The 21,247-nt window shown below is 69.1% G+C and carries 14 protein-coding genes and 1 pseudogene; 12 read left to right on the top strand and 3 right to left on the bottom strand.

What is annotated here, in order from left to right; translation table 11 throughout:
- The first annotated feature begins 173 nt into the window (after positions 1-173).
- The 3 genes and pseudogenes from ACO2Q3_RS01330 to ACO2Q3_RS01320 all read left to right on the top strand — a co-directional run bounded on the left by ACO2Q3_RS01330 (position 174) and on the right by ACO2Q3_RS01320 (position 4,796).
- Entirely contained in the window at positions 174-1,691 is a 1,518-nt protein-coding gene (locus tag ACO2Q3_RS01330; protein ID WP_423304566.1) for an MFS transporter, read from the top strand.
- 7 nt (positions 1,692-1,698) lie between these two features.
- The gene (locus ACO2Q3_RS01325; RefSeq protein WP_423304565.1) at positions 1,699-3,300 is read left to right on the top strand and encodes a GMC family oxidoreductase; all 1,602 of its coding nucleotides are present in this window, start codon (positions 1,699-1,701) and stop codon (positions 3,298-3,300) included.
- Between the two features lie 12 nt (positions 3,301-3,312).
- A pseudogene (locus tag ACO2Q3_RS01320) lies at positions 3,313-4,796 on the top strand (aldehyde dehydrogenase family protein).
- Positions 4,797-4,825: 29 nt separating this feature from the next.
- Here ACO2Q3_RS01320 and ACO2Q3_RS01315 read toward each other — a convergent pair.
- Positions 4,826-5,977 carry a CaiB/BaiF CoA transferase family protein gene (locus ACO2Q3_RS01315; RefSeq protein ID WP_423304564.1) on the bottom strand — a complete coding sequence of 384 codons (1,152 nt, stop codon included), beginning with the start codon at positions 5,975-5,977 and terminating at the stop codon, positions 4,826-4,828.
- A 5-nt stretch (positions 5,978-5,982) separates the two neighbouring features.
- On the bottom strand, positions 5,983-6,468 hold the full coding sequence (locus ACO2Q3_RS01310; protein WP_423304563.1) for a MaoC family dehydratase: 486 nt from the start codon (positions 6,466-6,468) through the stop codon (positions 5,983-5,985).
- A 362-nt stretch (positions 6,469-6,830) separates the two neighbouring features.
- Between ACO2Q3_RS01310 and ACO2Q3_RS01305 the strand changes: the two genes are divergently transcribed.
- The 4 genes from ACO2Q3_RS01305 to ACO2Q3_RS01290 all read left to right on the top strand — a co-directional run bounded on the left by ACO2Q3_RS01305 (position 6,831) and on the right by ACO2Q3_RS01290 (position 11,759).
- The gene (locus ACO2Q3_RS01305; protein WP_423304562.1) at positions 6,831-7,727 is read left to right on the top strand and encodes a LysR family transcriptional regulator; all 897 of its coding nucleotides are present in this window, start codon (positions 6,831-6,833) and stop codon (positions 7,725-7,727) included.
- Positions 7,728-7,908: 181 nt separating this feature from the next.
- Positions 7,909-9,408, top strand: a complete 1,500-nt coding sequence (locus ACO2Q3_RS01300; RefSeq protein WP_423304561.1) for an AMP-binding protein — start codon at positions 7,909-7,911, stop codon at positions 9,406-9,408.
- Between the two features lie 43 nt (positions 9,409-9,451).
- Complete coding sequence (locus tag ACO2Q3_RS01295) at positions 9,452-10,294, top strand: enoyl-CoA hydratase-related protein (protein WP_423304560.1); 843 nt, start codon at positions 9,452-9,454, stop codon at positions 10,292-10,294.
- Positions 10,295-10,343: 49 nt separating this feature from the next.
- Entirely contained in the window at positions 10,344-11,759 is a 1,416-nt protein-coding gene (locus tag ACO2Q3_RS01290; RefSeq protein WP_423304559.1) for an aldehyde dehydrogenase family protein, read from the top strand.
- A 248-nt stretch (positions 11,760-12,007) separates the two neighbouring features.
- On the opposite strand, the gene ACO2Q3_RS01285 is transcribed toward ACO2Q3_RS01290, so the two are convergent.
- Positions 12,008-12,541, bottom strand: coding sequence for an Lrp/AsnC family transcriptional regulator (locus ACO2Q3_RS01285; protein WP_423304558.1), 534 nt, complete (start codon positions 12,539-12,541; stop codon positions 12,008-12,010).
- A gap of 140 nt (positions 12,542-12,681) precedes the next feature.
- Between ACO2Q3_RS01285 and ACO2Q3_RS01280 the strand changes: the two genes are divergently transcribed.
- The 5 genes from ACO2Q3_RS01280 to ACO2Q3_RS01260 all read left to right on the top strand — a co-directional run bounded on the left by ACO2Q3_RS01280 (position 12,682) and on the right by ACO2Q3_RS01260 (position 21,247).
- Complete coding sequence (locus ACO2Q3_RS01280; protein WP_423304557.1) at positions 12,682-13,275, top strand: RNA polymerase sigma factor; 594 nt, start codon at positions 12,682-12,684, stop codon at positions 13,273-13,275.
- The gene (locus ACO2Q3_RS01275; protein ID WP_423304556.1) at positions 13,250-14,209 is read left to right on the top strand and encodes a FecR family protein; all 960 of its coding nucleotides are present in this window, start codon (positions 13,250-13,252) and stop codon (positions 14,207-14,209) included. Before ACO2Q3_RS01280 ends, ACO2Q3_RS01275 begins: the two co-directional genes overlap by 26 nt.
- Positions 14,210-14,311: 102 nt before the next feature.
- Entirely contained in the window at positions 14,312-17,257 is a 2,946-nt protein-coding gene (locus ACO2Q3_RS01270; protein WP_423304555.1) for a TonB-dependent receptor, read from the top strand.
- 75 nt (positions 17,258-17,332) lie between these two features.
- Complete coding sequence (locus ACO2Q3_RS01265; protein WP_423304554.1) at positions 17,333-19,807, top strand: S9 family peptidase; 2,475 nt, start codon at positions 17,333-17,335, stop codon at positions 19,805-19,807.
- 249 nt (positions 19,808-20,056) lie between these two features.
- Entirely contained in the window at positions 20,057-21,247 is a 1,191-nt protein-coding gene (locus ACO2Q3_RS01260; RefSeq protein ID WP_423304553.1) for a citrate/2-methylcitrate synthase, read from the top strand.

Genomic DNA, 21,247 nt, shown 5'->3' with positions numbered 1-21,247 from the left:
TGACCCCGACGGCGTCGCTCATATGAACCGCAAAGCCGCGCGTAAGCCGCAACTCGGCGGATGGTCGGGCAATCCAAATGCCGCGTCCTTGGGAGGAGCCTCGTCATGTCAGACACACTCGGGTCGTCCGCCGTGTCCCTCCGCGCCGCGCGCCGGAACGACGTCGTCCAGCGATGAGCGCGGCGGAACCCTCGTCCGTTGCGGCAGGCGATGCGCCGGCCCAGCGCGTCGCGTCCGATGCGGCGCCCGCGACGCTGGACGCCGTGCGGTCATCGGCGCGCCTGCCGCTGTTCCGAAAGATCGCGTATGGCGCCGGACAGATTGTCGAGCTGATCGTCAGCAGCATGCTGAACAGCTTCGCGCTGTTCTACGTCACCGCCGTCTGCGGTCTGCCGGGCGGACTGGCCGGGCTCGCCCTTGGCGCCGGGCTGGTGATCGACGCTTTCATGGATCCCTTCATCGGGTCCTTATCCGACGGCTGGCGATCCCGGCTAGGGCGGCGCGTGCCCTTCATGGTCGCCGGCCTGCTTCCGCTGGTCGTCGCCTTCAACCTGATGTTCTCCCTGCCGTCGTCGCTCCAGCCGCCGCTCCTGTTCGGCTGGCTCCTGATCCTCTCGGTCTGCCTTCGGGCGTCCCTGTCGGTGTTCACGCTGCCCTTTCAGGCGCTGGGCGCCGACCTCAGCGACGACTACGCCGAACGCTCGGCGATCGCCGCCTGGCGGTGGGGCATCGGCATCCTGGGCACACTCGCGGTCATCGGCCTCGGCTACGGCGTGTTCCTGAAGGGGCCCGAAGGGCTGTCCCGGGCCGGCGCCTACCTGCCCCTGACGCTGTCGTTGAGTGTCCTGATCGTCGCCGGCGCGCTCCTGGCCATCCGCGTCGGCGCGGCGGTGCGCTCCGTGAAGTCCGACGAGCCGGGCCCCACGGACGCCATCCATCGGCGGCTGTTCGGCGAGATGGCGGAGATGTTCCGCAACCGGACTTTCCGCACCCTGTTCGCCTCGAAGCTGCTCCTGAACGTCGCCCAGGGGCTCTTCCTGACGCTCTCGCTCCACATGCACGTCTTCTTCTGGCGGCTGAGCGCGGGGCAGATCCAGCAGATCACGCTCCCGGGCGTGCTCGGCCTGGCGCTGGCCGCGCCGCTCGCCGGGCCGCTGGCCGCCCGGATCGAGAAGCGCACCATGCTGCTGATCGGTCTCGTCGGCATGGCGCTCTGCCAGTCGACACCCGTGCTGCTGAAGCTGTTCGACCTGCTGCCTTTGACCGGCGCCGGCCTGATCGCCTTCCTGGCCGCCGCGACCTTCGCCAACGCCGTGACCTTCGCCCTGGGCGCCATCGCCTTCATCGCCATCATTCCGGATGCGGCCGACGAGCATGAGCAGCTGTTCGGAACCCGGCGTCAGGGGCTCTACGCGGCCGGTTGGGCCTTCGCGACGAAGGCCGCGACGGGCGGGGGACTGCTGATCGCCGGGCTGGTGCTGCAGCTGATCCACTTCCCGACGCAAACCGCCGCGCCGGCCGCTGCGGCCGCCGGCGTCCCGAGACAGACCGCCGACCTGCTGGCGTTCATAGGCGGACCAGGCTCGGCCGTGTTGGCGCTGCTGGGGATCGTGTTCGTCCTCTTCTATCGGATCGATCGCAAGGGCCACGCCGCGATCATGGCGGACCTTGCGGCCCGCCGAGGTGGGTGACCACGCGATGCAGCACAAGGCCTTTGACTACGTCGTGGTGGGTGGCGGTTCGGCCGGATGCGCGGTCGCCGCGCGCCTGAGCGAGGACCCTGGGAAGACCGTCCTGCTGCTTGAGGCGGGCGGTCCAGAACGCCATCTCCTCATGAAGATGCCGTTGACCTTCACGGCGCTGCGCGGACACCCGACGCTCGAGTGGGGCTACGGCACTGATCCCGAGCCCTATGTGAATGGACGGATCGTGCCGGCGGCGCGCGGACGGGTGTTGGGCGGCTCGTCCTCGGTGAACGGCATGATGTATTCGCGGGGGCATCCGCGGGACTACGACCAGTGGCGGCAGCTGGGCGCCGACGGCTGGGGGTGGGACGAGGTCCTCCCGTATTTCAAGAAGTCCGAACGGAGCTGGCGTGGTGAGACACCGACGCACGGCGCCAGCGGCCAGCTGCGCGTCAGCCCGCTCCGCAGCGGGGAGCCGATCGCCAAGGCGATCCGAGACACTGCGCGCGGCCTCCGCTACCGCGTCCTCGATGATTTCGAAGCCGGTGATCCGGAAGGTTTCGCGCTGCCGGACCTCACCGTGTTCGGCGGCCGTCGCGCCAGCGCGGCGACGGCCTTCCTGGAGCCCGCCAGACGCCGAGCCAACCTGAAGATCGTCACCGGTGCTCACGTCACCCGGATCACCCTCGAGAAGGGCCGGGCGACCGGCGTGGAATATCAGGCGGCGCGCGAGGCGAACGCCGTTCAGGCGGGCGAGATCATACTCTGCGGCGGCGCCTACGCTACGCCCCAGATCCTGATGCTTTCCGGCGTCGGGCCGGCCGAGCACCTGCGGCGCCACGGCATCCGCCCCGTCCTGGACCTTCCCGGCGTGGGGAGCGGGTTGCAGGAGCATCCGCTCGCGCCGATGGCCTTCAGCCTCAAGCGTCCCCTTCGCTTCACCCAGGGCCTGCGCGCCGACAAGCTGGCCCTGTCGGGCCTCTACTGGTGGCTGACCGGGCGGGGGTTTCCGGCGGCGATGCCGTTGAGCAGCATCGCTTACCTGAAGTCGCGGCCCGATCTCGAGCGCCCCGACCTCGAGCACATCTTCATGGGCACGAACATGGCCGCCCACGTCTGGCTGCCGGGCTGGCGCCCGCCCAGGCCGGACCAGCTGACGGTACTCAACGTGGTGCTCCGGCCCGGCAGCCGCGGCTCGGTTCGGCTCCGCTCCGCCGACCCCTTCGACAAGCCCCGCATCCAGTTCAACCTGTTGCAGGATCCCGAGGACCTGCGCCTCATGCGCCACGCCTTCCGTTGGACCCGCGACTTCGTGCGCCAGGGCGAGCTCGCCGATCACGTCGCCGACGAGGCCCTTCCGGGGGCCGCGCTCGCAGACGACGCGGCCCTTGACGCCTACATCCGCCAGACCGTCGGCACCGCCCAGCACCCCGCCAGCAGCTGCAAGATGGGGCAGGGCCCGGACGCGGTAGTCGATGCGCAACTGAAGGTGCGCGGCATCGAGGGCCTGCGCATCGCCGACGCCTCCGTCATGCCCACCCTGATCGGCGGCCACACCAACGCCCCCTCCATCATGATCGGCGAGAAGGCCGCCGACATGATCCAGGCCAGCTAAGAGGCGCCCCTCATGTCCACAACGTTTGCCCCGCAGGACCAGACCCGCGCCAGCCTGGCGCGCCCGTTCAAGCTGCTCATCGACGGCGCCTGGGTCGACCCCAGCGCCGGCAAGAGCCTAGATGTCGTCAACCCCGCCGACGGGCGCATCATCGCCGCAATTCCCGCCGCCGGTCCGCTGGACGTGGACAAGGCGGTGATGGCCGCGCGGCGCGCCTTCGACGAAGGGCGCTGGACTGCGCTCACGCCCGGCGAGCGCGCAAAGGTGCTCTGGCGGATGGCCGACCTGATCGAGGCGCGCCAGGAGGAGTTCGCCGAACTCGAAACCCTCGACAACGGCAAACCCATCTTGATGTCCAAGCGCGTCGACCTTCCAGCCGCCATCGCGAGCCTGCGCTATTGGTCGGGGTGGTGCACAAAGGTGTCCGGCGAGACCCGCACCGTGGACATGCCGGGCGAGTACCTGGCCATGACCCTGCGCGAGCCGGTGGGCGTGGTCGGGCTCATCACGCCGTGGAACTTCCCGCTCCTGGCCGTGGTGACCAAGCTCGGCCCGGCGCTCGCGGCAGGCTGCACGGTGGTCCTGAAGCCCGCGGAGCAGACCTCGCTGACGGCGCTGCGGCTGGGCGAGATCGTCCTGGAGGCCGGCGTTCGGCCGGGGTCGTCAATATCGTGACCGGCACGGGCGCGGTCGCCGGCGCCGCCCTGGCCGAGCACGAGGAGGTCGACAAGATCTCCTTCACCGGCTCCACCGCGGTCGGCAAGCTGCTGATCGGGGCTTCGCGCGGCAACCTCAAGCGTCTGACGCTGGAGCTCGGGGGCAAGTCGCCCACCATCATCCTGCCGGACGCCGACCTGTCGAAGGCCATTCCAGCAGCGGCGCAGTCGATCTTCCTCAACAGCGGCCAGGTCTGCGTGGCCGGTTCGCGCCTCTACGTCGCCCGGCAGCACTACGATGCGGTGCTGTCCGGCGTCTGCACCGTGGCCGGCCAATTGAAGATCGGACCGGGCCTCGATCCGTCCACCCTGCTCGGACCGTTGGTGTCCGCCCAGCAGCAGGCGAGGGTCTGCGAATACATCGACAGCGCGCGCACGGAGGGCGCAAGTGTCGTCGTCGGCGGCAAGACCCCGGCGTCGGACGGCTTCTTCGTGCCGCCGACCATCATCTGCGACACCCATCCCGGGATGCGGGTTGTGCAGGAGGAAATCTTCGGCCCGGTCCTGGTGGCCACGCCCGTGGACGACCTCGACGACATTGCCATGCTCGCGAACGACACGATCTATGGCCTGGCGGCGAGCATCTGGACGCGCGACATCTCCTCGGCCTACAGGCTGGCCAAGAAGATCCGGGCGGGCACAGTAACCATCAACTCCGGACCGGTAGCCGGACCGAATCTCCCGTTCGGTGGCTTCAAGCAGTCCGGCTGGGGGCGCGAGAACGGCGTTCAGGGCATCGAGAGCTTCACGGAGGTGAAGACGGTGATCACCGCGCTCTAGGGCGCGCGGGCGTTCGGACAGCCGCACCATCAACGGTCCTGCTGGCTTGGGGCCGGCTCGCCCAGCACCTCTTGATTGTGCTCGCCCAGGCGCGGCGGCATGGCAAGCGGGGGACGCTCGCCATCGAACAGGACAGGCACGCCCGGCATGCGCACCTCGCCCAGGACGGGATCGTGCAGGCTCGAGAAGAATCCCACCGCATTGAGGTGCGGATCCTCCACGATCTCGTCGAGCGAAAGCATCGGGGCCGCAGGAACGCTGATCCGCTCACAGGCCTCCAGCCAGTATTGGGTCGTCTGCGTTGCGATCAGTTCGGCAGCCAGGGCGTAGAGCGCGTCGGTATGCGTGGTGCGTGCTGCGATCGAGGCGAAGCGCGGGTCGGCGGCATGGTGGGCCGCGCCTGCCTCGGCGAAGAAGGACCGCCAATGGGCGTCGGTGTAGGGGAGCATGCAGACATAGCCGTCCGCCGTTCGGTAGGGGCGGCGGTTGGGTGAGAGGACCCGCGGGTAGCCCATCTCGCCCTGCGGCGGCGCGAACAGTCGCCCGTAGAGATGCTCCACCAGGGTGAAGCCGGCCATGCATTCAAACATGGGCACCTCGACCACGCAGCCGCGGCCGCTGCTCGCCCGCCCTGTCAGCGCCGCCAGTATCGCCATGGCCGCAATCAGGCCCGTCGTCTTGTCTGCCGTGATGGTCGGGAAGTACTGCGGCTCTCCGATGCGCCGCCGCATCAGGTCCGCGCACCCGGACAGGCCCTGGATGATGTCGTCATAGGCCGGCCGCCCGCCATAGGGGCCCGCCTCGCCGAAGCCATGCAGGCCGGCGTAGACGAGCCGCGGGTTGCGGGCGGTGAGCGCCTCGGGCTCGAGGCCCAGCTTGGCGAGCTTTTGCGGCCGGATGTTGTGCATGAAGACGTCCGCCGTATCGACGAGATTGCGCAGCGCCTCGCGCCCTTGCGCCTGCTTCAGATCGAGGACGACGCTGCGCTTGTTCCGGTTGGTGTTGAGAAAGGTCGCCGCCATCCCGGGCTCGACAGCGGGCCCGGTGTAGCGCGTCGAGTCGCCGCCGGGCGCCTCGATTTTGATGACATCGGCCCCGAAATCGCCCAGCCACATGCTGGCCAACGGACCCATGGCGACCGTGGTGAGGTCGATGACCTTGATACCCTGGAGCGGCAGCATGGCGCTCAGGCCTCCACGGCTTCGGGGCGCCCGGCGATCATCCGGCGCGAGGTGTAGCGCATCACGGGGGCGGACTCCTGATTGAGGACAGTGATGGTCGAGTCGACGATGGCCCGGCCGGCCCTGGATGTGGGGCGCACGCCGTCGATGACGATCCGGGCGCAAATGGTGTCGCCCACACGGACCGGCGCGATGGTCTCCAGCGCGCAGGACAGCATGGCGATGCCGGTGCCGCGGATCATCGACTGAACGACGAAGCCTTCGACGAACGCATAGGTAAGGGCGCCCGGAACCGGGCGGGCGCCCATCGCCCCGACCTTGGTGACGTCCAGGAAGCCGCTGTCCGTCATGCCGGTCAGAGTGACGAAGTTGATCAGGTCGGCCTCGGTGACCGTTCGGGTGTAGGTCTGGAAGACCGCGCCCTCCGGCATGTCCTGCCAGAAGAGGCCCTGGCCAAGCGGCGCCACGGTCTTCAAAGGCAGTGATGGCATGGGGGCTCCGTCAGATCCTGATCAAGGTCCGCCGGCGCGGCAAGTCCGAGACGGACCGCGTCCGCTGGCGCGGTGGACCTGCGCCATCGAGCGCGACGCCGCACCCGCCTCCTGCCTTGTTCCCAGCAACGACGTTCAGGCTAGGGGCGATCCCACCCGCGAGCCAATATTGATTGGAGCCTGGGTGATTTCCTAGGGGTATCGCGTTGACGGGGCGACACAGATGACCCGCCACGCGCTTAAGACCGTCGCCGATACGCCGCGCGAATTGGCGCCAAGCCAATGAGTCTTGGCTCCGAAAATCGATCCTCGATAGGGTCGGTCGGCTGGGCCGCGGAAGTTCGTCCGCCTGTAGGTGGGGCATGACTGATCGACGTCTTCTCTACATCGTGTCCACAGCCAAGTACGGCTCCTTCACGGCGGCCGCCGATCAGGTCGGGGTCACCCAGTCCGCCGTCACCAAGAGCGTGGCGGAGCTGGAGCGGGAGCTCGGCTATGCGATCTTCAACCGGACAGCCCGCGGGGTCTTCCTTACCGACCAAGGCCGCGATTTCGTTGAGCGGGCGGCGCGTATCCTCGATGACACCCGAGAGCTCTTCCGCGGGGCGACCACCCGGTCGGATCCCTACGCTGGCGTGCTGAGGATCGGCGTTGGCCCGGCTTCCCTGGAATGGCTGCTGGTCGAGCCTCTGTCGACCCTGCTCTCCCAGCACCCCAGTGTTCAGCTCGACATCACGGGCGGGAGCTTCGACAGGATCGTCCAGCAGCTTCGCACTGGGGCCCTCGATGTCGCACTCGGCTACGAGGCGGCCTTCGAAACCCAGCCGGACTTCCGGCTCGAGACTCTGCCGCCGCTGAAGACCAGCTTCTTCGTCCGCCAGGGCCACCCCATCCTTGAACTCGACGAGGTGGATATCGGCGACATCGCGAAATACGACCTGATCTCGCCGTCCGGCTCGCCGCCGTACGACGCGGTCTGGCGCCAGGTCTACGACCAGGCCGATGCCGAGCCGACGGGGCGGCTGCACGTGATCGACTACTTCCCGATCGTGGCCCGGCTGGTGCGTAACAGCAATGCCGTCGGTCTTGTCTCGCTGCAATACACCGAGACCCGGATCTTCAAGAGCCGGTTTGCCGTCGTGCCGTACCTGCAACGCCTCCCGCCGTCGTCGCTCTGCTGCGCGACGCGCACGCGCTGGAGTCCGCGGCCCGCCGTACGCGCCTTCGTCCGGGCCTGCCGCGAGCGCTTCCCGACCTGACCCCTTAGAGGGTGCGCCGCGCCTTGCTCGACGAAGCCAGGGCCCCGCCCCAGCCATGCGCTGCGGGCATGGCTCGACCGGCTTTGTCCGGCCTCAGACCGACAGCCTGTGCGTAAGGTCGAGATCCAAGCGACGAACGCGCCGGTGTTCGACAAGTCGCAGGTCTGGAGAGGATAAGCGCGTGGCGGACGAGCAAGGCAAGGAACCGGTCGCAGCGAGCGCCCCGCTGCCGATAGGCGTGCTCCTGGCCCATCATGCCCAGAACGATCCGGCGCGCCCGGCAGTGACGTTCGAGGACGTCACCGTCACCTACGGCGCGCTCGATGCCCGGTCCAACCGCAAGGCGCGCCAGCTTGCCGCGCTTGGCGTGAACGAGGGCGACGTCGTCACTATCGCCCTCCCCAACGGGCTCGCCTTCTATGAGACGGTGTTCGCAATCTGGAAGCTCGGCGCCACGCCCAGTGTGGTTTCGGCCAAGCTCCCCGCGGCGGAACTGCGCGCGATCGTCGAACTCGCCCGGCCGCGCCTGGTCGTGGGCGAAGCGGCTGTCCGGCTCGAAGGGTGGAGCTTCCTTTGCGCCGGCGATGAGCCCACCGCAGATGTGTCGGCCGCGCCCCTGCCGACCAGGATTGCGCCGCGCTGGAAGATCATGACGAGCGGCGGCTCGACCGGGCGGCCCAAGCTGATCGTCGACAACCAGCCCGGCGTCTACGATCCGGCCATGGTGGCGCTGAACCGGTCGCCCGGGGAGACCACGCTCAATCCGGGCCCGCTCTATCACAACTCCCCCTTCGCCTTCTCGATGCGCGCTCTCTTCACCGGCGGCCATGTGGTCGAGATGGGTCGGTTCGACGCCCTGCGCGCCCTGCAGCTGATCGGGCGGCACAAGGTCAGCTGGGTCAACCTGGTCCCGACGATGATGAGCCGGATCTGGAAGCTGCCGGCCGAGGAACGGGACGCGTTCGATCTGTCGTCCCTGAAGACCGTCTTCCACATGGCCTCGGTGTGCCCGGCGTGGCTCAAGCAGGCCTGGATCGAGTGGCTGGGGGCCGAGAAGATCTTCGAGATCTACGGCGGGACGGAGGTGATGGGCATGACGCTGATCACCGGCTCGGAATGGCTGGCGCACAGGGGCTCGGTGGGCAAGGTGATGCCGGGCTACCAGATGCGCATCCTCGATGAGGACGGCCGCGTCTGCAGGCCAGGCGAGGTCGGGGGCATCTATTTCCTGCCCGACGCGGGCCGAAGCTCGACCTACAGATACATCGGCGCCGAGGCGAAGGCGTCCGGCGACTGGGAGACCTATGGCGACCTCGGGCACGTCGACGAGGACGGCTATCTCTACATCGCCGACCGTCGCACCGACATGATCATCTCCGGTGGCGCCAACATCTTCCCAGCGGAGGTCGAGGCGGCGCTGGAGCAGCATCCCGACGTCCGGTCGGCCATTGTCATCGGACTTCCCGACGCCGACCTGGGCCACCGCACACACGCCATCGTGCAGGTAGCGAAAGACGCCTGTGACGGCGCGGATGCGGACGCCCTGCGCGCCTTCCTCGCCGATAGGCTGGTTCGCTACAAGATTCCGCGGACCTTCGAATTCTGCACCGAGCACCTTCGCGACGACGCCGGCAAGGCGCGCCGATCGCAACTGCGCGAAACGCGACTGGCGAACGCCTGACAACCGGCGCGCGCCGCGCGTCCACGAGAGAGGGAGATCGGCTGTGTCCGACTATCAGTACATCCTGGTCGACGAACCGGTGGAGCGGGTCCGGCGCCTGACGCTGAACCGTCCGGAGAAGCGCAACGCCCTCAGCAATGCGCTACGCACCGAGCTCTTCGCGGCCCTGGAAGCGGCCGATCGTGACGACGCCGTTTCCGTGGCCGTCATTCGCGGCGCTGGCCAGTGCTTTTCCGCGGGCTACGATCTGGGTTCCAACAACCGCGAAGGCCAACCCTTCTATACGGCGCCGGGCCTCGCCAACTGGCCGCGCCACGTGGTTGAAGGCTGCTTCCGGATCTGGGATCTGGCCAAGCCAGTGATCGCCCAGGTTCACGGCCATTGCCTGGCGGGTGGCACAGAACTCGCCGTAGCGTGCGATCTCGTCTACGTGGCCGACGACGCCATGATCGGCTACCCCGCGGTTCGCTCCATCAGCCCGCCGGACAACCAATCCTTCCCGTGGCTCATGGGCATGCGCCGGGCGATGGAACTCATGCTGACCGGCGACGCCATGTCGGGGACCGAGGCCGCCGCCTTCGGCTTCGCCAACCGAGCTTTTCCGCTCGACGAGCTGGAGGGCCGGGTGCTCGAGATGGCGGCCCGCGTCGCGAAGATCCCCTCCGACCTGCAGCAGATCAACAAGCGCGCGGTGCACCGGCAGATGGACGCCATGGGCATGCGGGCCGGCATCCGCGCCGGCACCGAGATGCAGGCCCTGGCGATGTCGACGGAGACGACAAGGGCCTGGGTGGCGCAGATCCAGACCCGGGGCCTCAACTCGGCGCTGACGAGCCGCGACGCAACCTTCGGTGATGGGCGCACGGCCAAGACGACGTCCGTCTAGGGCGGCGTCGCACCCCTCCAGTCTGCGCGCAAAACGCCAAGGAGCCACGATGAACTTCAGCGCCGACTACCACATGACCATCGGCGGTCGCGCCATCGCCGGGGAAGCCACCATCGATGTCATCAATCCAGCCACCGGCCGGCCCTTTGCGCGAGCGGCGGACTGCTCGAAGGCCGCGCTGGATTCGGCGGTCTCCTCCGCCCAGGAGGCGTTCAGGTCCTGGCGCTGCCGGCCGATCGAGGAGCGTCAGGCTTTGGTGGCGAAGGCCGGCGACCTGCTGCTTGCCCACGCGGACGAGCTCGCGCGCCTGTTCACGCGCGAGCAGGGACGGCCGGTGGACCTGGCGAAGACGGAGATCGTGCGCGGCGCGGGCTGGATGAAGGCCCTCGCCCAGATGAGCCCTCCGGTCCACGTGGCCGAGGACAGCGATACGCAATTCATCGAGACGCGCTATGTGCCGCTGGGCGTGGTCTGCGCCATCGCGCCGTGGAATGCGCCTGTCAGCCTTGCGATGTGGAAGATCGCGCCCGCCCTGGTGGCCGGGAATACCATGGTGCTCAAGCCATCTCCCTTCACGCCGCTTTGCACGCTCAAGATCGGCGAGCTCTTCCGTGAGGTCTTCCCGCCCGGCGTGCTGAACGTGGTTTCAGGCGGTGACGGCCTTGGTCCGATGATGACGAGCCACCCGGGCTTCGCGAAAATCTCGTTCACCGGCTCCTCCGCCACCGGCAAGCGGGTGATGATGAGCGCCGCCAACGACCTGAAGCGTGTGTCCCTGGAGTTGGGCGGAAACGATGCGGCCATCGTCCTGCCGGACGTGGACCTGGATGCGGTAGCGCCGAAGATCTTCTTCGGCGCCTTCTACAACAGCGCGCAGATCTGCGTCGCGACCAAGCGGCTCTACGTCCACGAGGATGTCTACGACGGCCTTCGCGACCGGTTGGCGGCGATCGCCGCGGCGACCAGGGTCGGGGATGGATCGGAGCAGGGAACCACCCTGGGGCCGATCCAGAACAAGCGCCAGTTCGAGCGGGTCACGGCGCTGCTGGACGACGCCAGGGCCAGAGGTCTGACCCTGATCCAGGGCGCGGCCGTTCCCGATAATGGCGGCTACTTCGTCCCGGTCACGATCGTGGACAACCCGCCCGAGGACGCGCGAGTGGTCCGGGAGGAGGCGTTCGGCCCGATCCTGCCGATGATGAAGTTCACGGACATCGACGACGTGATCGCCCGGGCCAACGCCAGCGAGTACGGCCTCGGCGGCGCCGTGTGGTCGAACGATGTCGAGACGGCCCTGTCGATCGCGCGCCGGATCGAAACCGGGACCGTGTGGGTCAACCAGAACCTCAACCTGCGGCCGGATACCCCCTTCGCTGGCCACAAGCAGAGCGGATTTGGCGTCGAGAACGGCCTGGAGGGGTTGTTGGAGTACATGGCGCCCCAGGCGGTCTACGTCGCACGCTAGCGCTGTGGGTCTATCCTGCGCGGCAGTCAGCGCCGCGCCTTTGGGGCCTCCGTCCAGTCGTGATGCTGGAGTTTGGGCCGACTGCCGCCTTGCCCTATCTTGACTGGCGCCCCGAACGGATGTTGTCCGCTCGCACTGTGGCGCGGGGCGCTCGGCTTGAGCCTGGCGGCGCGCGCGCATGGCGAGCTGCTGCGCGCCCTGGAGCCGGCGGTCGGCCTTACGCCGCCGACCGCAGGAGCAGCGACCTGTCAGGCCACCCCATGGCGGCGGCTGCGGGGGTCGAGTGCGCTGCTCCAGAAGACCGGGGCGCCCTTGATGGTGTGGCCGAAGCGGGTCTGCAGCGGAGAGAGGTCGGCGCGACTGACGCCGTCGACAGTGCGCAGTACGGCCAGCCATCGGCGCGCCACCTGTTCGTCGCGATGGAAGGTGGTCAGGGCGTAGTCGTAGGCGCCGGTGATCAGGACTGCGGTGGTGATCTCGCGGTCTTCCTGGCAGCGCCGTTCGAATTCGGCGCGCGCCCGGGCGTCTCCGTGGCGGAAGGTGACGTAGGTCAGGGCCTGAAACGGGCGGCCAAGGCGTGTGGGATCATAGAGGGTCACGCGGTGGGCCACGCCGTGCCGCCGCAGCAGCGCCAGTCGCGCCCCGATCCGCCGCGCCGACAGGGCAAGGCTCTCGGCGAGGCGGTCGACGGACTGCGCCGGGCCGGTGCACCGGTCGATCAGGGCGGTCAGCTCGTGATGCTGCAGGGCGCGCTGCGTGCGCGCGGCCAGGACGCGAAACAAGGGGCCCCCCGAAGTCCGTGTGATCCTGGGGACTGAGACGTGCGGGAGAGGGGTTTCCCCGCCTGCATGAGGAAAAATTTCTCAAGCGTCGCCTTTTTCGCTTCCGCGCTGAAGGAAACGGCCGGCTCGTCCGTCTGACGATGCACGGAGTTGGTATGAGCGATAGCAGACGTCGCGCGCTGGTTGCCTGGGTGGCCTATGAGGTGATGCCTCACGAGCCCGCCGTGCGCGCCTGGCTGCGCCGCCGCGGTGTGGCGTCCGACGATATCGACGACCTGATCCAGGAAGGCTACGCCAAGTTGTCGGCGATCGACGCCTTCGAGCAGATCCGCCGGCCCGACAGCTTCTTCTTCCAGGTGGTTCGCAACCTGATGCTCGACCAGATGCGGCGCGCGCGCGTGCTGCCGATCGATCTGATGGGTGGTGACTTCGCCGCGCTTCGGGTCAGCGCCGACCAGCCGTCGCCGGAAAGCTCCGCGGCCGCCAGGCGGGAACTGGCCCTGGTGGCGGAGCTGATCAGGGGGCTGCCGGAGCGCTGCCGGCGTGTGTTCGAGCTGCGCCGCCTGGAGGGACTGTCGCAGCGCCAGACCGCCGAGCGTCTCGGCGTCACCGAAAGCATCGTCGAGAACGAGGGCGTCAAGGCCGTTCGCATCATTCTGGCCTCGCTGCGCCAGCTCGAAGGCGATGACGCTTCTGGAGGAGCCGCCCATGGCCGCGCGTCAAACCGCCTCTGAAGTCGAGGCCGAGGCGGTCGGCTTCGCCCTGCGCCTGGAGCAGGACGGACGCACGCCCGCGCTTGAGGCGGAGCTGCAGGCCTGGCTGGCGGGCGACAGCCGCCGGGCAGGCGCGTTACTCCAGGCCGAGGCGGCGCTGGCGCTGATGGCCGCCGCGCCCGTGCAAGCCGCAAGTCCGGCGCGCCAGGCCGGGCGCGTGAACCGGCGCCTGGTGGCCGCAGCCGCCGGCGTCGCGACTGCCGGCGGCGCCCTGGGTCTCTGGTCGCTGAGCCGAGGGCAGGGGCGGCGCTACGACACCGACATCGGGGAGATCCGCCGCGTCCCGCTGGCGGATGGATCGACCGTGGCGATCAACACCCAGAGCGCCGTGACGGTGTCCCTGGACGAGGGCCTGCGACACGTCCGGTTGCGCCGGGGCGAGGCGTGGTTCCAGGTGGCCAAGGACAGCGCGCGGCCCTTCGTGGTCGAGGCCGGCGCCGTGCGCGTGCGCGCGGTGGGAACGGCCTTCTCGGTGCGCGAGCTGCCGGACCGGGTCGAGGTGCTGGTGACCGAAGGTGTCGTCGAAGCCTGGCGACAGGGCGACGCCGCCGCGCGGCTGCAGATCGCGGCGGGGCGCATGGCGGTGGTCGGCGACCAAGGGCCGGTGCTGGTACGGGCGAACGACCCTACCGTGGTGGATCGCACGCTGGCCTGGCGGGACGGCAAGATCGACCTCGCCGGCGAGACGCTGGGAGAAGCGGCCGCCGAGTTCAACCGCTACAACACGCGCAAGGTGATCGTGGACGATCCCGCTCTCGCCCGGGCGCCGCTCTACGGGGTGTTTCGCGCCGATGATCCGGAGGGCTTTGCGCAGGCCGTCGCCCAAAGCCTGGGCGCCCGGGTGAGCCTGCAGGGACAGATCACCATCTCCGCGGACCATCAGCCCACGGCCTGACCCCTCTGATAACAAAACTGTCGCAAGGCTGAAGGAAACCGGCGCCGGCCACGTCTGATCCAGGGTGACGCGCATCGGGCCGCGTCCGTCGGGGGATCTGAAGTGGCGGTCAATCTGAAGTCCTGCATCCTGGCCTCGGCGGCGGCGGCCGCGGTGCTGCTCATGGCGCAGCCGGCGTGTGCGCAGACCAAGGCGCTCAACGTACCAAGCCAGCCGGCCACGACGGGCGTCGCCGACTTCGCGCGCCAGGCGGATGTCCAGGTGCTGATCAGCGGAGCGGATGCACGGGGGCGGCGCACCAATGCCGTCGTGGGATCCTTCGACATCGAGCAGGGGCTGGAGCGCCTGTTGCAGGGCACCGGCCTGGTGGCGCGCCGGACCGGTCCTCAGACCTACACCATCATGCCGCGCGAGCCAGTCGCCGAGCCGCAGTCCACGCCGGAGGAGGACAACACCCAGGTGAGCGGGCTGACGGTGACCGGCACGCTGATCCGCGGCGCGGTTCCGGCGGGGGCGCATCTCACCGTGCTTGACGCCAGGGCGATCCGCCAGACCGGTCAGACCACCCTTACTGACGTCATGCAGACCGTGTCGCAGAACTTCCGCGGCAACGCCCAGGAGAACACCTTCCTCGCCAACCAGGGGGGCTCCAGCGGCGCCGGCTTCAGCCTGGGGACCTCCCTGAACCTGCGGGGTGTCGGCGCCGATGCGACCCTCACCCTGCTCAATGGCCGCCGCCTCGCGCCAGCGGGCTACGGCGACTTCGTGGATGTGTCAGCCATCCCCTTGAGCGCCGTGGACCATATCGAGATCCTGGCCGACGGCGCCTCGGCCACCTACGGCTCCGACGCCATGGCGGGGGTCGTGAACATCTTCATGAAGCAGAGCTTCAGCGGCCTCGAGACGGAGGGCCACTACGGCGTCGGCGATGGCCTCCACGAATGGCGGGTGAGCGCCCTGGCCGGCAAGTCCTGGGCTACCGGCCATGTGCTCGGCAGCTATGAGTACTATGAGCGCAGCGCCCTGGCCGCGGCCGACCGGCCCTACACGGCGAGCGCGGACCTTCGGCCGTTCGGCGGCGCCGACTACCGGACGGCCTACGCCTTCCCGGGCAACATCATCTCGCCGTCCTATCTGGCCGGCGCCCTCCCGGCCGGAAGCGGGCTCAACCTGCAGCCGGGCGATATCCTCAAGGGACAGACCAACCTCTTCGACGACCACGCCGGCGGAGAAATCCTGCCCCGGCAGGAACGGCACAGCCTGTTCGTGTCCGGCGAGCAGGCCCTAGGCCCCAGGGTGACGGCCTACGCGGACGGTCTCTTCAGCTACCGCCGCTCCGACTTCCGGCTTCCGACCGTCGCCGCCCAGCTGATCGTCCCGTCGACCAACTACTATCGCCAGCACAGCGGCCTGGCCGGCTCGGACCCCATCGTCATCGAATACAATCTCACCAATGACCTGGGCGCGACCAACGTCATCGGAGACACCCGCGCCTATGCGGTCGACGCCGGGTTCAAGGTCGATCTGAGCGGGGGCTGGCGGCTGAACCTGTACGGCGCCGCCGGCGAGAACCGCGATTACACGACCCAGCCCTACTTCGACACCTACCGGGTGGGCAACGCGCTGGACCGGGCCCTGGCCAGCAGCGATCCGGCCACGGCCTTCAACCCCTTCGGCTCAGGCGGTGGAAGTCCGAAATCGGTGATCGACAGCCTGAAGGCGCCCTATTTCGACAAGGCGGTCTCGCAATACCAGTCGGTGGACGCGATCCTCGACGGCGCCCTGTTCCACCTGCCGGGCGGGGCGGTGAAGATCGCCGTGGGCGGCGAGGTGCGTCACGAGTCGTTCGACACCAACTACCGGATAGACTGGCAGACCGGGGCGCCGTCGGCCTCCACCCGCGCCGGCGAGCGCGAGGCGACGGCGGCCTTCGCCGAGCTGTTCGTGCCCCTGGTGGGAGAGGCCAACGGGCGATTGGGGCTGCGCCGGCTCGAAGTCTCAGCCTCCGCCCGCTACGACCACTACAGCGACTTCGGCTCGACCACCAATCCGAAGGTCGGCGCGACCTGGAGCCCTTTCGACGGCTTCAGCATCCAGGGCTCGTGGGGCCGGTCGTTCAAGGCGCCGCGACTGAACGACCTCCTCAACCCGCAGTCCGCGCAACTCTATCCCCTGCCGGCGGCCTACGGCGGCCCCGACACCAACCACGACGGCTATTCCACCCTGCTGTTGATGCAGGGCGGCAACCCCAACCTGAAGCCCGAGCGAGGCGAGGCCTGGACCATCGGCGTCCGGGCCACGCCGCGGCAGCTGCCGGGGTTCTCCGCCTCGGTCACCTATTTCAACCTCGCCTTCACCGACCGCATCGCCCAGCTGCCCAGCCTGCTGTCGCCGTTCCTGACGCCGGCCTCCTACCTGGGGAGCGTCTACTTCCTCAACCCGAGCCAGGCGCAGGTGGACGCCCTGCTGGCCTCGGTTCCCAGGGTGATCGACAGTCTGCCCAGCGACACCCCTGTCGAGGCCATCGTCGACCTGAGGGTCGCCAACGTCTCCCAGGTCAACCTCGACGGCCTGGATTTCGCGGTCAGCCAGGTGTTCAACACCCGGGCCGGCGAATTCACGGCCTCGGCGAGCTTCACCTACTACCTCGGCTACACCAGCCGCTTCTCGCCCACGGCGCCGGCGGTGAAGGTCTACGACACCATCGGCTATCCGGTCTCCCTGCGCGGGCGGGCCGGCGTCGCCTGGCGCCGCGGCTCCCTCGGCGCGTCCATCTTCGCCAACTACCAGTCGGGCTACGTCAACAACGCGGTCACCCCCCACGTGCCGGTCAGCTCCCAGACCACCTTCGACCTGCAGGTGAGCTATGATCTGGACGGGGTCTCGGCGCCCCTCGGGGTGACCCGGGGCATGCGCATGACCCTGTCGGTCAACAACCTCTTCAACACCGACCCGCCGTTGGCCGAGTACGACGGTTACGGCTACGACGCCCACAACTACAGCCCGGTCGGCCGCCTCGTCGCGATCAACATCGCCAAGCGCTGGTGACCGGCGGCGCGGACCGCGCTTGCCACCCCATCCACTCGCAACACCCGCCGCGTCGTGGCGGGCAGGGGACTTCCCATGACGACATTTTCCAGGGGGCGCCTGCTGGCGCTGTTGATGACGGCCGCCGCCGTGGGGAGCCCCACACTCGGCCTGGCGCAGGCTACGGCGGCGCCGATGACCTTCGAGGAGGTGATGCGGGACCAGCGCCGGATCGAGGCGGTGAGCTTCTCTCCGGACGGGCGGCGGCTGATCTACAGCATGACCCGCAACGACCGGCCCTCGCGCGGCCTGGGAATTTCCTTCGAGCAGTTCCAGACCTATGTCGCCGATCTATCAACGGGGGCGATCTCGCAGATCGGCGGCGCCGGAACCTTGGGTATCGCCCCGCAGATGCAGGGACCCTGGGCCCCGGACGGCGCGGGCTTCCTGGTCATGCAGGCGAGCGAGGGGCGCCAGGCCCTGGGCTATGTCGACGTGGCCAGCGGCCAGGTCCGCACCTTCTGGCCCGCGCCGGCCCAGCTCGTCGGCGATTGGGTGGGCTCTCGGGTGGTCTACATCACCGAGGAGGGCGCCAGGCCCTCCGGTTGGTCTCGGCCGGCGTCCCTGGCCTACCTGGATCATCGCTGGAGCCTGGCGTGGAACGCCGACCAGCCGCAGGTGACCGTCCAGTCCAACAATCCCCTGGTCCCAAACCCCGAGCCCCCCCGCGGCGGCCTGGTGGTGGCCGACCCGTCCGACGGCTCCGCCGAGATCGTCGCCCGCGGCGAGTTCGCCTCGGTCAAGCCTTCCCCGGATGGCAGGGCTTTCGCGGTGCTTTCCCTCAAGCAGGGCGAGCCGCGGGCCCTCGATACGATCACCGGCCGCCGCGCGGAGCTGCAGGTCTTCCGCATGACCGAACATGGGGCGCGGCTCGCCGCGGCCTTCCCCGAGGTCGACGCGGGCCAGTACGCCCAGGCCTGGTCGCCGGACGGCGGCAAGCTGCTCGTCGGCGCCAGGGGCGCCGACGATCGCCTGGGCCTCTACGTGGTGGACATGAAGACCCTCGCCCTGACCGCCGTCGCCGTGCCCGCAGAGATCGGCCTGGCCGAAACCGGCGCCGGCGCGATCGCCAACTTCCGCCAGCTCGGCTGGGTGGACGGCAGGCCGGCCTTCATCGGTGAGACGGCCAAGGTTCTGGCGGCGGACGCCGACCCCCACCTCGACTACGGCGAGACCCGCCGGAGCGGCCTGCGCCTCTATGTCGCCGACGGCCACGGCGGCGTCACGGCCCTCACGGATTTCGCCGGGCAGTCCATCACGCGGTTCGATGAGGGCGGCGCGGGGGAGGCCTTTGTCGCCGTGGACGGCGCCCTGTGGGGTGTGAAGCCGGGGCGGGCGCCCCGCCGCATCAGCGCGCCCGACCTGAGTGTGGTCGGCCTGGCGGAAGGCGAGAATTCGTTCGGCGGGCCGTTCAAGCCGGCGATCCGACACCTGGGCGCGGGCGGGGACATCATTGCCGTGGTGGCCCGAGGCCCCGGCGGGCCCCGACAGGAGGTCGCGCTCCGCTCGACCGATGGCCAGGTGATGTTCGAAACGCCTTCGGACGGTCTGGTCGCCCTCTCACCCAGCCTGGCCGCCGCCGCCCGCCTGGACGAGGCCGGCTGGTCTTCCATCTTGAGCGTCAAGGGGGAGGCGGCCCGCACGGTAGTCCAGGCCAATCCGGAGTGGGCGGGACGGCCGCTCGGCGAGCGAAAGCACTTCACCTATGAGGTGGGAGGACGCCAGCTGGACGGCTGGGTGCTCCTGCCGCCCGGCCAGCGCGGTCCGGCGCCGGCGATCGTCTGGATCTACGGCGGCCAGGTGATGACCACCGACGTCCCGCGTAGCGCCCACCCCGCGGAAGCGGTGACCCCGGTCTTCAGCGCGCCGCTGTGGGCCGAGCAGGGTTATGCCGTGATCCTGCCCTCGACCCCGACAGGACGCGGCGCGACGGGAGACGTTGCTGACGACCTTGCCCGCGATACAGTCGCGGCGATCGACGCGGCGGCCGCCCAGGGTTGGGTCGATGCGACCCATGTCGGCATCATCGGCCACAGCTTCGGCGGCTACTCGACAGCCTCCGTGCTCAGCAAACGTTCGGATCGCTTCAAGGCGGGGATCGCCATGAGCGGCATCTACGACCCTGCCGCCGCATGGGGCGCGCGCATGCCCGTCGATCAGCTCGTCGACGAGGACGGGCACGGCTTCTCGCTGGAGACCTTCGGCTATGTCGAGCACGGCCAGGAAGGTCTGGGTGTGCCGCCGTGGCAGGCGGTCGAAGCATACGTACGCAACAGCCCCTTCTACCACGCCGCGGACATCAAGGCGCCGTTGCTGCTGACGGTGGGCGACCTCGACCTCGGTCCCACCCGGCTGGAGCAGAGCGAGCGGCTCTACGCCGCCCTTCGGCGAACTGGAAATCCGGCGGTGATGATCCGCTACTGGGGGGAGACGCACGTGCAGGACGACCCCTGGGCTGTCCGCGATCAGTGGACGAGGTTCAACGCTTGGTTCGCGCACTACCTGCGCTGACCTGATGCTTGGCCGCTCCGGCCGGGAGGGCCGGGTTCTGGCCGGTCGATGTTCGGGACGTTCCCGCGAGGTCAGATGTCCCGAGCAATGCGGGCGAGGGTTCGCGAGCGCAGGACTGACCTCGCCGGTCTCATAGGACTTGCTGACGTGGGCGCCCCGGCCGGCCGCGGCCGCATCCTGAATGCGGCTCATACGGGAGTCGACGGTTCTCGTCGTTATCGACTACGGTGCGGTCAGAGGGAGGCCGCCTTGTCCAGTGACCTGTTCATCAGCGCCGAGGAGGCCGCCGCCATGCTCGGCGTCTCGGTGCAGACGCTCTACACCTACGTCAGCCGCAAGCAGATCCGCTCGCAGAAGGCGCCGGGCACGCGCCAGCGGCGATACTGGCGTCCCGACATCGATCGTGTTGCGCGCGGCGCCTCAGTCACCCCGTCGCTGGCGCACTTCGGCATCAGCCACGACTCCGACATCACCCTTGTGACCAGCGACGGCCCCTTCTACCGCGGCCAGAGCGCGATCAGCCTGGCGCAGACGCAGAGCATCGAAGACATCGCGGCCCTGCTCTGGAAGGTCGATCGCAAGTCGGCGTTCCGCTCCGCGGACGCGCATGCGCCGCCGGAGCTGGCCGAGCTGTCGGCGGTGTTGCGCAACGCCTCGTCCATCGACAAGGCGATCGCCCTGCTGCCGTTCATCGAGCAGGCCAACCCCCTGGCCTACGACCTGAGTCACGCCGGCATGTGTCGCACGGGCGCGGAGGTCATGCGCTGGTACGCCGCGATCCTGACGGATCGTGACACGATCAGCGACGCCCCGTTGCACGAGCAGGTGGCGCACTTTGTCGGCGGCGGCGATGAGGTGGCGGACCTGGTGCGGCGGCTCATGGTCCTGGCCGCCGATCACGGGTTCGGCGCGGGGTCCTATGCCGTGCGCGCCGTGGCCAGCACCGGCGTCTCCCCGTACCGCTCGGTCCTCGCCGGCCTGGCGATCGTCATGGGCCGGCGCACCAGCTTCGGGCGGCTGGAAGGCATCCGCCGGCTTCTATCGGACATCGCCGAAAGCCGCGATCCGCATGCGGCGATCCTGCGCCACCTGCAGATGGGCGAGAAGGCGCCGGGCTTTGAATCCCCGGAACCCTATGCGGCGGGCGATCCGAGAGCCGAAGCGCTGCTGGCCTCCGTGACGGCGGTCTTCGGCGACCATCCGCTGCTGGTGAAGACCACCCAGGCCATGGACATGGTCCGCGAACGGATGGGGCTGCATCCGGGGTTCGCCCTGATCAACGCCCTGCTGGCGCGCCTCATCGGCCTGCCGGACGGCAAGGTGCTCTATATCCTGGGGCGCTGCGCGGGATGGGTCGCCCACTCCATCGAGCAGTACGAGGCGGGCATGGTCACCCCGCCGACCGCGAACTACCGGGGCTCGCTCCCGGAACCCGGCTAG

It is taken from the genome of Caulobacter sp. KR2-114, assembly GCF_049446115.1.
In the GTDB taxonomy this organism is placed as follows: Bacteria; Pseudomonadota; Alphaproteobacteria; order Caulobacterales; family Caulobacteraceae; genus Acaudatibacter.
This window is presented reverse-complemented; position numbering and strand designations above follow the sequence as displayed.